Annotated in this window: 9 protein-coding genes; 5 read left to right on the forward strand and 4 right to left on the reverse strand. The window is 42.8% G+C overall.

What is annotated here, in order from left to right; all coding sequences use genetic code 11:
* Positions 1-268: 268 nt before the first annotated feature.
* Entirely contained in the window at positions 269-1,204 is a 936-nt protein-coding gene (locus tag LPAF129_RS06175) for a phosphate/phosphite/phosphonate ABC transporter substrate-binding protein (protein ID WP_244055287.1), read from the reverse strand.
* A 577-nt stretch (positions 1,205-1,781) separates the two neighbouring features.
* On the opposite strand from LPAF129_RS06175, the gene proB reads away from it, so the two are divergent.
* Positions 1,782-2,615 (forward strand): glutamate 5-kinase, encoded by an 834-nt coding sequence (gene proB / locus LPAF129_RS06180; protein WP_244055288.1) that lies wholly within the window; start codon positions 1,782-1,784, stop codon positions 2,613-2,615.
* Positions 2,616-3,863: a glutamate-5-semialdehyde dehydrogenase gene (locus LPAF129_RS06185; RefSeq protein WP_244055289.1), complete on the forward strand. Its 1,248-nt coding sequence runs from the start codon at positions 2,616-2,618 to the stop codon at positions 3,861-3,863.
* Between the two features lie 221 nt (positions 3,864-4,084).
* Here the strand turns inward: LPAF129_RS06185 and LPAF129_RS06190 are convergent, their stop codons facing one another.
* Entirely contained in the window at positions 4,085-5,005 is a 921-nt protein-coding gene (locus LPAF129_RS06190; protein ID WP_244055290.1) for an aldo/keto reductase, read from the reverse strand.
* A 385-nt stretch (positions 5,006-5,390) separates the two neighbouring features.
* Here LPAF129_RS06190 and LPAF129_RS06195 point away from each other — a divergent pair, with 385 nt between their 5' ends.
* The 3 genes from LPAF129_RS06195 to add all read left to right on the forward strand — a co-directional run bounded on the left by LPAF129_RS06195 (position 5,391) and on the right by add (position 9,799).
* Positions 5,391-6,353 carry a ribose-phosphate diphosphokinase gene (locus LPAF129_RS06195; RefSeq protein ID WP_244055291.1) on the forward strand — a complete coding sequence of 321 codons (963 nt, stop codon included), beginning with the start codon at positions 5,391-5,393 and terminating at the stop codon, positions 6,351-6,353.
* 231 nt (positions 6,354-6,584) lie between these two features.
* On the forward strand, positions 6,585-7,901 hold the full coding sequence (locus LPAF129_RS06200) for a C1 family peptidase (protein ID WP_244055338.1): 1,317 nt from the start codon (positions 6,585-6,587) through the stop codon (positions 7,899-7,901).
* 881 nt (positions 7,902-8,782) lie between these two features.
* Positions 8,783-9,799, forward strand: a complete 1,017-nt coding sequence (gene add, locus LPAF129_RS06205; RefSeq protein WP_244055292.1) for an adenosine deaminase — start codon at positions 8,783-8,785, stop codon at positions 9,797-9,799.
* Positions 9,800-9,905: 106 nt separating this feature from the next.
* Here add and LPAF129_RS06210 read toward each other — a convergent pair whose 3' ends face one another.
* Positions 9,906-10,544 carry a CPBP family intramembrane glutamic endopeptidase gene (locus LPAF129_RS06210; RefSeq protein ID WP_244055293.1) on the reverse strand — a complete coding sequence of 213 codons (639 nt, stop codon included), beginning with the start codon at positions 10,542-10,544 and terminating at the stop codon, positions 9,906-9,908.
* A gap of 176 nt (positions 10,545-10,720) precedes the next feature.
* Entirely contained in the window at positions 10,721-13,366 is a 2,646-nt protein-coding gene (locus LPAF129_RS06215; RefSeq protein ID WP_244055294.1) for a cation-translocating P-type ATPase, read from the reverse strand.
* Positions 13,367-13,549: the final 183 nt, after the last annotated feature.

Here is a 13,549-nt window from a genome sequence, read left to right on the forward strand (position 1 = left end):
TAAGATTTTCAGCTCTGTGATTGTAGTCGAGCTACACAAACCAGGACTTTCCGCCTAGTTAAAACCAGTCTTCAATGCCAAAAACGCATTAGTCCCTGGGTTCTGATGGTGCTCACTTTCTAAACGTCTCACTCCGCTCTGTGATTTAGTCGAGCTCCGTGAGGCAAGAGATTCCGCTTATCAAACCCAACCTTCAATGCCCAAAACGCATTAAAGGTTAGGTTACGATACTGCTCGTCTCTTAAACGCCTCACTCCGCTCTGTGATTTTATTCGTCTAATTTTTTCGCTGTCTTGTTGTAATCACGCACAACGTCAAAATCACTATCCTTGGCTGGAGTATAGCCTTCATGACCATAAACTTCAGCCACGATCGCATGTCCCTTTTTAGTCTTAGCGACTTTTTCAAAGGCCTGCGTTAGTTTCTTTTGCCATTTGGCACTCATATCTCCGCGGACCGTGATCGTGTCATTGGGAATTTTGGTACTGGTATAGATGGGAACAACTTCATCCATAATATCGGGTGCGTCTTGCTTAACTAAATTTCTAGCTCCCTGCCAAACAAATGCCGCGTCGGTGTCTTTGTTATAAACGGATAGTACTCCCTGGTCATGACCCTTGATTTGGGCAGTTTGAATATTATCACGGTTAATGTCGACACCTTTTTTATACATCCCAACGGCAGGGTAGATCCAGCCGGAAGTTGAAGTGGTGTCTTGGACGGCAATTTTCTTATTCTTTAAGTCTTGAATCGATTTAATGCCGCTGTCTTTACGAACTAAAATTTGCGAACGGTAAAAGTCGACTAACTTGTCGCTGTTGTGGTCATCGGCACCAGTGACATCATAACGTTGTGCTAGTAATAAAACTTTAGCGTCGTAATGTTTGTGAGCCAAGACGTAGGCATCAGGCGGTAAAAAGCCGACATCGACTTTCTTGGAACCCATCGCTTCAACGATGGTATTGTAGTCAGTCGAAACACTGACTTTGACCGGGATATCTAGTTGTTTAGACAAGAGTTTTTCCAGTGGTTTAGCCTTAGCTTCGATCGTCGTTGCGTTTTGTGATGGAACGAATTGGACAGTCAATTCTTTAGGAACGTAGTCGCTTTTAGCCTTGTTGGCGCTGCCTTTATCACAGGCTGCTAAGGTAATGACAGTTAGTAAAGCAAAAAATGAGATAAGAGCTGGTTTAAATGATTTCATAGTGAATCTCCTAAGTTTTGGTGGGGTTCCACCAGATTTAAATATTAAAAGTATACTTTACTTTTAAACTATAAAACCGTTTACACTAAATGTCAAGCATAGTTTGCTAGAAAAAAGGGAAAGAAATCAGCAATAAGGTTATTAAGGGGGACGGACCAACGTTTGGGAGACGCAAAAAACTGATTAGTCTTAAACTTTGGCGAGTTGAGTGCGACTATTTCTCTGATACTAACCACCTGTTTTGCGCATAATTTGATAGAATCATTTTTCGATAATGTGCTTTTTTAGGTGCTGCAGGGACGGAAAGATCCAAGTCGAGATTAAATTTTCTTGTTGAAGCTAGTTTTAATAAGCTAAAGAATCACATGCGACCGGTTTTGAGTATGACCACTTAGCCTTCCCTGTTTTATGTTCGTGGAGAAGCGTGCTCTGACGCCGGTGAGTTGCCCTTAAATATTCTGGCATAGGTGGTCAGAAAAAATAGGTGGGGCAATTAATAAAGTTTAGTAATTACGGTGTCAAAATAGCCGTCTTGTTGTAGAATGGTGGTGTTACTTGAAAATTGGAGGAAATAAACATGAAGTCAATCCGCCACATGGAAAATGTGCAGCGGCTCGTAGTGAAAATTGGGACTAGTTCCTTGATCCACGCTAATGGTAAGATCAATTTACAAGCGATCGACCAGTTGAGTTATACACTAACGGGCTTGGTCAATGAAGGTAAACAGGTGATTTTAGTTTCATCCGGCGCGATTGGCGTTGGCATGGGGCAATTGGGTCTCGCTAAGCGACCCAGAGAAATTCAGGCACAACAGGCACTTGCTTCGATCGGTCAGAGTGAATTAATGACTGTCTATCAGCAGCGATTTGCAGTTTATGGGCAAAAAATCAGCCAAATTTTATTGACTCACGATGTTTTAGACTTTCCTGAAAGTCGCAAACATGTTCATCATACGATGGAGCAATTGTTGGAGTGGGGTGTGATCCCAGTCGTCAATGAAAACGATACGGTGGCGGTCGACGAATTGGATCATCGTACCAAGTTTGGCGATAATGATCAGCTTTCAGCAATCGTCGCGACACGATCGAACGCTGATCTATTAGTGATGCTTTCGGATATTGACGGTTTTTATACTAAAAATCCGCACAAGTTTGCCGATGCAAAATTGATCGATGTTTTGCACGAGATCACCGAAAGTTCACTCCGACAAGCTGGCGGGGCTGGGACTGAACTAGGAACTGGCGGCATGGTAACTAAACTCAAAGCGGCTCAAAGTATATTAGCTAATAATAAAATGATGGTCTTAGCAAATGGAGCTAACCCTTCGATCATTTTTAAAATCATGAATAATGAACCGCTCGGGACACTCTTTGTTAACGCGCAAAAAGATGAAGGTAAAGAGGTAATTTAAATGACAGAATTACTGGTAGAGATGGGTGCTAAAGCACGACAAGCTTCGCTTACTTTGGCGCAGTTGACGACCACTCAAAAAAATGAAGTACTAGAGCAGATCGCTCTGGCATTAGAAAAAAACACGACAGAAATCATTGAAGCTAATCAATATGACCTTGAACATTCCACTGGTTTGGCAACTAAATTCGTTGATCGGTTGACCTTAGATCAAGGTCGGATCTTAGCGATGGCCGAAGGAGTACGCCAAGTTGCGAGTTTGCCGGATCCAATTGGTAATATCGAACGCGGCTGGATCACTAAAGCAGGTTTGCAGATCAGTCAGCGCCGTGTTCCGCTGGGAGTAATTGGGATGATCTTTGAAGCACGGCCCAATGTGACGGTTGATTCTGCAGCTTTGTGTTTCAAATCAGGGAATGCAGTAATTTTGCGGGGAGGTAAAGAGGCACTGCAGACTAATATTAAATTAGCTCAGGTGATTCGCAATGTTTTACAAGAACAAGGATTACCACTCGACGCAGTTCAAATCATTCAAGAAACTTCTCATGATTTAGCGCAGAAATTTATGCAGCTAACAGATTACCTGGATGTTTTGATTCCACGAGGTTCAGCCGGTTTGATTCAAACAGTGGTTAATAATGCTTCCGTCCCGGTGATCGAAACAGGCGCCGGAAACTGTCATATTTATGTTGATGAAACAGCTGATCTGCAAATGGCCTGCGACATTGTTGTTAATGCTAAGACTCAGCGCCCCTCTGTTTGTAATGCGGCTGAAAAATTAGTCGTCTCAAGTCAGATCGCACCTCAATTTTTGCCGCTTGTTGCGCGTGCTTTGCATAAATATAATGTTGAACTGCGCGGTGATAAGCGAGCTTGTGAAATTCTTGGTGCTCAGGCCGTTTCAGCAACAAAAGCAGATTGGGATATTGAATATAATGATTATGTTATGGCGATCAAAGTTGTTGATTCTTTGGACGAAGCAATCGCGCATATCAATCAGCATAACACGAAACATTCCGAAGCAATTATTACCAATGACTATCAGCATAGTCGTGATTTTACCGACCGGATCGATGCTGCTTGTGTTTACGTGAATGCTTCAACGAGATTTACCGATGGTTTTGAGTTCGGATTTGGTGCGGAAATCGGTATTTCAACGCAAAAGCTTCATGCTCGCGGTCCGATGGGCTTAAATGAACTGACAACGACTAAATATGTGATCTTAGGCGATGGACAGATCAGAAAGTAAATCACGATAGTAAAAAAATAGCAGTTACTATAATTACTTGGTGTGAGCATCACAGGTAATTATAGTAACTGCTATCTTTATGTTTATTCGTCCAATTTTGGACAGTTTTGTTATATTCATGCACGAGATCAAAATCACTGTCTTTAGCCGAAGTGTAACCTTCGTGACCATAGACATCTGCAGCTATCACGTGCGCTTTTTTAGTTTGTGTGACTTAAAGGCTAGAAATTTTTGAAAAGTTGATCAATTTGGTCATATTCACTGCTGCTCAAAGCAACGTTTAGAGCGGCAACGTTACTGTGAACTTGATCAGCAGTCCGTGCGCCAGGAATAACCACACTGATTGCAGGGTTGTTCAAATACCAAGCCAAGATGGTTTGTGCTACCGTAGCTTGATGGCCATCAGCAATCGCACGGACTTGATCCAAGGCTTTAAGGATCGACTGTTGTTCAGCGGCAGAAAATTGCTTGAATTTGCCAATACTGTCTGCATCATATTTGCCAGTCAAGAGGCCTGAAGCCAGTGGGAAGTATGGTACAAATGAGATCTGGTTTTCTTTAAGATAAGGGAATTCGCTGGTTTCGACTTCACGATGGACCAGGTTATAGTGGTCTTCTGCAATGTCGACTAAGCCGTCAGCGTTGGCTTCTTTGATTTGTGCAGGAGAGAAATTGGAAACACCAACTGCGCGAATCTTACCAGCATCTTTTAGTTCACTTAAAGCACCCACGGCTTCAGCTTTAGGTGTATCTTCATCTGGAAAATGGATGTAAAAGATATCAATGTAATCAGTTTTCAAACGCTTGAGGGCGTCGTCGACTGATTGTTTCAAAAATTCGGGGCGGTTGTTGAATTTGCCGCCACGACTAGGGTCATGGGCAGCTTTTGTCGCTAAGACGATCTTGGAACGGTCATAATCGGCAATGACATCACCGATGATTTCTTCTGAACGGCCGTTGCCGTAAGCAAAAGCAGTGTCCAACAAGGAGATGCCGGAATTCAAAGCTTCCTTGACTAGGGCATAGCCGTTTTCATCTTTCAGGTCGCCAAACAGGTTGTGGCCCCCAACTTTGTTAGTCCCTAAACCTAGGGCGTTGGAAACAACCACATTGCTTTTTCCAATTTTAATTGTGTCTGTCATTCAATGTTCCTCCTTTATCATCAGAGCAGTTTCAGTTAAACTGCTTAGATTTAGTATAACAGAGAGCAGCCCATCGGTTAAACAATTGGCACGCAGAACAAAGTACAGAGTGGAGTTAGTTTGGGGGAGCAGCAGTTAGTGAAAAACGAACCAGTTTTGGCTGGGACAACTCACTGCTTGTTTCACAAAAAATAGTGAATTTACGAGAAAAACTGAATTTATGGGCTGACTTGGTACAATATCATAGAAATTTAGTCAGTTTTTTATTATAATGAAAATTGAAAACAAAATTTATGCACAAAAATCTGTAAACTACTTCAGCCAAATGAGGTGCTGGTAGTTTTTCAGCCTGACAAACAAAATAGTTGTGGAGGATCAAAAGATAATGCAAGAAAATGCGGGAATCAAATTATTTGCGCTGAATGGCAACCCCAAGTTAGCTGCCAAAATCGCCGAGGATATGGGCGTTACGCTCTGCCAAGCCTCAATTAAGCATTTTAGCGATGGAGAGATCCAAGTTAATATCGATGATAGTGTTCGTGGTGATGATGTCTTTATCATCCAATCGATCTCTGACCCAGTTAATGAAAACTTGATGGAATTATTGGTCATGATGGATGCTTTACGCCGTGCAAGTGCTGGTTCGATCAACGCGGTGATTCCTTACTACGGCTATGCTCGTGCGGATCGCAAAGCTCGTTCACGTGAACCGATCACAGCCAAGTTATTAGCTAACTTTATTCAGTTAGCCGGTGCAAACCGAGTGATCACGATGGACTTACATGCTGGCCAACTACAAGGCTTCTTTAACATTCCAGTTGATCATTTACTGGCAATTTATACGCAAGCTCAGTACTTCAAAGACGAAGGTATCGCTGATGACGTCGTCGTAGTTGCCCCAGACCACAATGGTGTGAAGGCAGCGCGGAACATGGCTGAACTATTAAAGGCCCCAATTGCGATCATCGACAAGCGTGACGAAGAACGGATCGATCCACAGAATATGACAGTGATCGGTGACGTCAAGGGCCACAAGTGTATCGTGATCGATGATTTAATTGATACTGGTGCGAAAGCTTTGGATGCCGGCATGGCCTTGAAAGCAGCGGGCGCTGGTGATATCTATGCGTGCGCAACTCACCCGATCTTATCTGGGAATGCTTCAGAAGAATTAAAAGAATCAGATTACAAAGAAATTGTTGTGACAGATACGATCCAAATTCCAGCTGAAAAGCAATTTGACCGGTTGAAGGTCTTGTCAGTTTCTGCCATCTTTGCGAAGGCATTGACACTGATTTACCATCACCAATCAGTGGACGCTCTTTTCAGTAAAAAAGATAATATCTAAAGTTTGCTTGAGCACTGGCCTAGTAATGGGTCGGTGCTTTTTGATGACTGCAAGTTATGGTTTCGCTGGGCTCGGCAGTAAGGCGCGTTACTTTCTTGGGCGAGCTTCGTGAAACAGAAAGCTCTGCTCTGCTTTCTTAGAAAATTAAAAAAATATTAGAAAGAGAGTTGCCATGCTCTCTCCTAAAATGCTAGAATCTAAGCAGATAACAAAATGAAATGAGTGAGAAATTTGACAAAAGACTTAACTTTAACAGATTTACAACAGTTCCAAGCTGACTTGAAACAAGTCCCAGCTAACCAAGCACTGGCTCGTGCCGTTCAACAAAATGGCGTGCAAAAAACTAGTGCAGATCATGCTTTCTTGCGTGATTTAAACCGGACTTTTTCAGTTGAAGTTGAAACTGATTCAGTGACTAACCAAAAACAAAGTGGTCGGTGCTGGTTGTTTGCGACTTTGAATACTTTACGGCATGATTTTGCGAAGAAATACAAATTGAAAGACTTCCAGTTCTCGCAAAACTATAACTCGTTTTACGACCGTTTGGAAAAAGCTAACAAGATGTTAGAATGGGCCATCGAATTGATCGACCGCCCAACAGACGACCGGGAATACTTGGCAATGTTACAGTGGGGCGATACCGATGGCGGTCAGTGGGCCAACGGTGCAGCTTTATTGAACAAGTATGGCGTGGTACCACAAAGCGTGATGCCAGAAACTTATAACAGTGAAAAGACGCAAGAAATTTCAGCAGTCTTGAACTACAAGTTAAGAAATGATGTCGTTGACTTGCGTGCTCGTCATGCAGCGGGTGCCAGTGAAGAAGATTTGCGGACAGCTAAAAAAGCAATGATCAGCGAAGTATACCGGATGTTGGTTTATGCTTTTGGCCAGCCGCCAGTTAAGTTTGATTTTGAATACCGCGATGATGACAAGGAATACCACCGTGATGCTGATTTGACACCACAGGACTTCTTCCAAAAATATGTGGCTGTAGACTTTGATGACTTCGCAGTTTTGGCAGACGCTCCTGATCACGAAAGCAACCAAAACTTAGGCTTGCCTAGTCAAAATTACATTTTTGCCGGCAAACCAGTTGAAATGGCCAACGTTGGCATTCAAGCCGTGAAGGACGCAGCAATTGCTTCCTTGAAGGATGGCAAAACAGTTTGGTTCGGTTGTGATGTTGGTGAATATTCTGACCGCCAGTTGGGGATCTTAGCACCGGAATACTTCCAGAAAGCTGACTTGTTTAACATTGAATTAACTTTAGACAAGGCTCAACGTTTAGAAACACGCGAAGGCAACTGTTCTCACGCCATGACATTGACAGGGGTCGACTTAGTAGATGACCAGCCTACCAAATGGAAGGTTGAAAACAGCTGGGGCGAAAAAGTTGGTGAAAAGGGCTACTTTGTCATGTCAGATGAATGGTTTGACCAATTTGTCTATGAAGTAGTTGTGAACCGCAAGTACATTGATGAAAAATCATTACAAGTGGTTGACGCACCAGCAGTTGCATTGGAACCATGGGATTCATTAGCATAAGACAGAGTGGAGTGTTTCGGTAGATTCCGAGCATTAACGGATCAGGGAGTGACAGCGTGTTTTTAAGCGCTGTGACTCCCTGATTGGTTAAGCAGAAGAATCTGAAACACGGAACTCGACTAAGAAAAACAGAGCGGAGTGAAACGGTTAGAAAGCGAGCACTATCGGGACCTGGGAGTTAATGCGGTTTAGGCATTGACCCCAGGTTTGGATAGGCGGAACTTTCTGTTTCACAGAGCTCGACTACAAAAACAGAGCGGAATTAGTCTACAAAAAAGATCGCAGCATACTGACAGAAAACATCCCGCAATGTGTTACGGTCTTTATTTGTTTGAAGAAGAAATAATCAGAGCAAGTTGAGGTCTAACTAGCTTTTCTACCATAGTTAAAGCAAGTATGGTAGATTTATGGAAATTTTCTACCATAGTCGGACAAAGTATGGTAGTTTTAACAAAAAAACAGGCAGACAACCCGAAGCTTAATTCGGATTATCTGTCTGTTTTTGTGTAATGAACTTATTTGCCAGCCGTAACTTCTAAGACTGGTTCGAAGTAAGACAAGTGAGGGTAATCAACGTTACCACCGTCTGTCAGAGCCAAATCAGGGATAGATGTGATTGGCAAGAATGTGGGACTTCGTGCAAAAGTATGGAATGTTCGTTATATTCATTATTTGCCTTAAAGTTGTTTTTTTCTAAACGAGCCATAACTAAAGCATTTTCCTTATTTAATTAAGATGATTCAAAAGAGTATGGAACTTTTTTACATATATTTTAAATAAAATCAATATAAATATTCGCTTTTTATTATAGATAATTGATGAAACTGTGCTATAATTCGTAATGTAAACAACACGGAGACAAAAACTTAGGAGGAATTATAGTGACAACAGCAGTCAGTCAAGAATTTACCGCTAATTTACCAAAAGCCGAACTACATTTACACATCGAAGGAACACTGGAACCAGAATTGAAATTAAAGCTTGCTCAACGTAACCATATCGATATTGGCCAAGATACGATCGAAGAAGTTCAAAAGACGTACGATTATGATGATTTAGCTTCATTTTTATCGGTTTATTACCCAGCGATGGAAGTGCTGCAAACAGAAGAAGATTTTTATGATTTAGGAATGGCTTATTTGAAGAGAGCAGCCGCTAACCATGTGCGTCACGTGGAAATTTTCTTTGATCCTCAAGCACATACCAGCCGGGGTGTGGCTTTTGAAACGGTGATCAACGGTTTACACCGTGCAGTCGTAGACGGTCGAGCACTTAATGTTGATGCAGCACTGATCATGTGCTTCTTACGTGACTTTTCGAAGGAATCTGCTCGTCAAACTTTGGCAGAAGCTTTGCCATATAAGGATAAATTCATTGGAATCGGTTTGGACTCAGATGAACACAATAATCCACCGTTGAAATTTGCGCGTCAGTATGAAGATGCAGCGGCAGCTGGCCTACATTTGACAGCTCACTGTGATATTGACCAAAAAGACTCGATCGAACACATTCGCCAGGCCTTAGAAATTATGGGTGTGGAACGTTTGGACCACGGAACTAACATCGTGGAAGACCCGGATTTGGTGCAATTCGCTGCCAAAAATAACATTGGGATGACTTCTTGCCCACTATCTAACGGCTATGTTTCCCCAGAAATGAAGGGTGAAGAAGTTCTAGAATTGTTGAAGCAGGGTGTGAAGGTTTCGATTCATTCTGACGACCCAGCCTACTTTGGCGGCTACATTGGTGATAACTATTACGCAATTGCTGACCGCTATGATTTAACGAAAGACCAGGTGGTCCAATTAGCGAAGAACTCATTTGAAACATCATGGATCAGTGATGAAAAGAAAGCTATCTATTTGAAAGAACTAGAAGATTACGTCGCTGCAAACTAACACAGAGCGGTAAACTCCTGAGCGTGATCTACAAATTTAATATCAATTAAAATGACCTTGTACCCCAAAGAGTGGTGAACTCTTGGGGTGCAGGGTCATTTTTGTCTTAATGATGCATTAAATAAACGACAATGGCAGGGAGTGTACCAATCATGAAATTATTGAGCAGATGAGTTCCCATGGAGTACCAAATATTTTTGTGATAAACGTATTGTAGACCTAGGACCAGACCAATCAACATGTAAGGAATTGTTCCTAAAAAACTGTGGCTCAAGAAAATGTGTAAGAAACCAAAAATAAAGCTGGAAGTTAACAATAAGATCCAGTCCTTGAAACGGCCAGAAAAGTCCCTTAAGAAAAGGTAGCGGAAACCGATTTCTTCGACACAGGCTGCCATTAGACCGGAAGTTGAAAATAAGATTATTGACGGTGTCGCATAATTAATAATTTTTTCGCCGACAACAGGGCTGGGAAAGAAAGACCAAGTGGCGTAAACAATTATTTCAATTACTAGATAGCCCAAGACAACATTGACAAAATATTTTTTTAGAGAAGCAATTTTCTGCCATTCTGAACGTAATAACTTTCTGCCATAAATTAATAAGAGGATGAACGGAATTAAATCTACTAAAAAATCTAGCAAAGCACTGTTGAAGACAGCGTGGGCAACCGGTAAGTTAATTTCAGACGACCAAAAAAGCAACAGAAACTTGAGCGGAATCAAAAAATAAAAAGCGATGGACATTGGAAACACCTACAATTCTTAAGGATGAGATAGGCAGTTATGAAAAAACATCTTTGAACCTATTTCACAATTGTAGTCTAAAAAAGATTACATGTAAACGATTTCTTAAAGTGGAAGAACTACAAAAAAGCCCCTGTTGCCAGCCAAATTTGACTGGTAACAGAGGCTATTTTTATTTACAGATTACGATAGACAGTCTTACGCTGCACAAATTTGACAACTTCTACGATAATGATCATTGCCAAAACTGCACCAAAGATCATGCCCCATTGCGTTAGGTTTAACGGAGTAACATGGAAAATTTGGTTAAAGCCAGGGATAAAGATCGTTGCTGCCAACAAGACTGCAGAGCCTAGAATTGCCCAGTTAAAGAATTTATTACTGAAAGTTGTCCGGCTAAAAATTGAGCGATGGATCGACTTACAGTTGAAAGCGTGGGCTAGCTGCAGCATACCCAAGGTGATAAAGGACATCGTTAATGCGTCGGCATGGATCATCGCGGAACTAGAATGAACCGGATAAAGTAACGCTAACAGATAAACACCAAGGGTTAAGAAACTTTCCAGGATCCCTTGGTAAATGATACTTGAACCAACTCCATTAGAAAGAAAAGTTGAGTTCGCACCGCGTGGCTTGTGGGTCATGGCATCGGGTTCACCATCTTCTACGCCTAACGCGATGGCAGGGAAAGTATCCGTGACTAAGTTGATCCACAGAATTTGTACTGGTAAGAAAATATCCCAGTTTGCGAAGGTCATCAAGGACAGTGTCAGGACTTCACCTAAGTTGGCAGACAACAGATACTGGACTGCCTTTTGGATGTTGGCGAAAACTTTCCGACCTTCTTCCACAGCAGTGATGATCGTGGCGAAGTTGTCGTCAGCCAAGACGATGTCAGCGGCACCTTTGGAAACTTCAGTCCCAGTGATCCCCATACCGACACCGATATCTGCGGTTTTTAGGGCGGGGGCATCATTGACCCCATCGCCGGTCATCGCCACAATTTTGCCATGACTTTGCCAGGCTTTGACGATCCGCACCTTGTGTTCCGGAGAGACCCGCGCGTACACGGAATAGTGTTCAACTTCCTGACGTAATTGTTCATCAGACATGGCACTTAATTCCCGGCCGGTGATCACGCCATCAGTACTATCTTCTGGCAGGATGCCCAGTCGTTTAGCGATGGTCTGTGCCGTTTCTTGGTGGTCACCCGTGATCATGAGTGGTCGGATCCCCGCAGCCTTGGCTTTAGCAACGGCGGCTTGGGCTTCAGGACGTTCGGGGTCGATCATCCCAGTCAGTCCGCTAAAAATCAAGTCTTGTTCATAGTCAGCATCAGTAGTTTCTGCTGAGAGTGGTTTGTAGGCGTAAGCTAACACACGCAGAGCACTAGCGGCTAACTGACTGTTGACTTGTTTGATCTGTTGGCGGTCTTCTTCAGTGATGGGACGAACTTCACCGGCGATTTCAATTTGTGTGACCCGGCCTAATAAAACGTCAACGGCACCTTTCGTCAAACAGAAGCGCTCATCTGCTGGCGTTTGGACGATGGCACTCATCAATTTGCGGTCAGAGTCAAAGGGAATCGAGTCGATCCGCTGGTAGTGTTCAGTAACTTCTTCCAGCGAGTCATCTTGGTCAAGAAAGTATTGCAACAAAGCCGTTTCGGTCGGGTCTCCCAGTAAGCCGTCTGGCGTTTGCTGGCTATCATTGGCCAAAATCATGATCGTGGCTAGTCGAGACGAAAGCGGTAAAGTGTAGTCGGTGATTGGCCGTAATTTTTGGTCGATCATGATTTGTTCAACGGTCATCTTATTTTGGGTCAGAGTCCCAGTTTTATCGGAAGCGATAATTTCGGTCGTCCCCAAAGTTTCGACGGCCGGCAGTTTGCGGACGAGGGCGTTGCGCTTAGACATCGCTTGAGTTCCCAAGGCCAGTGTGATCGTCACGATGGCTGGTAAGCCTTCCGGAATCGCTGCAACGGCTAAGGAAATGGCGGTCAGCAACATGCCAAATGGTGTTTCGCGTCCCGTGAGTGTACCGAAAATAAAAATTACGGCGGCAATCACTAAGATCAAGATACTTAAAATTTTACTTAAATGGTTAATATTGCGTTGGAGCGGCGTTGTCGTTTGTTCCACGCCAGAGATCATGGTGGCGATCTGACCAACTTGAGTCTGCATCCCAATTGCCGTGACGACAACTTCGGCAGTTCCATAAGTGACGTTAGTATTCATGAAGACCATGTTGTTTTGGTCGCCAATTTCCGGAGCGGTAGTAGTCAAAATCTCACTATTTTTTTCAGTTGGTACGGATTCGCCAGTCAGGGCTGATTCTTCGATTTTTAAATTATAGGCCTCAATGATCCGAGCGTCAGCGGGAACGACATCGCCGGCTTCTAGTAAAACGATGTCTCCTAAAGTGACCTGATCACTTTGAATTTGTTGGACCTGTCCGTTTCGGCGGACCTTCGTATAGGGGGTAGTCATTTTTTGTAAAGCATCAATTGCGTTTTCGGCTTTGGCTTCTTGAAAAACACCAAAAGCAGCGTTTAATACAACTACCAAAAAGATGATCAAAGCATCAGAAGCTTCGCCAATCAGCAGAGAAATGACAGTCGCCACCAGCAAGATAATGATCATCAAGTCTTTAAATTGATTGATGAATTTTTGCAAAATGGTGGTGCGTTTTTCCCCAGCTAACTGGTTTGGCCCGTTTTTTTCTAGTCTGTGCTTTGCCTCCTTTTCTGTTAACCCATCCTGTGTTACGGCTAATTTTTCTAAAACCTCGTGGGTGGAAACTTGATAGTAGTCAGCATTCAATCGCTGGACCTCCTTTAAATTTTTGGACTAATAGTTGTCCTTGAATTTATCCTACCATAGGCACCAGATAAAAAGAAAATGATAACTGTTTAGGAAAAGGTAAAGTTTTTTTCTGCTAAAAAAGTGGATAAAAAGTTCTGTGATTGAAGCTGAATTCTAGTGGGGAAATAGCTTAAAATTTAA

Source organism: Ligilactobacillus pabuli (assembly GCF_022836475.1).
Taxonomy (GTDB): domain Bacteria; phylum Bacillota; class Bacilli; order Lactobacillales; family Lactobacillaceae; genus Ligilactobacillus; species Ligilactobacillus pabuli.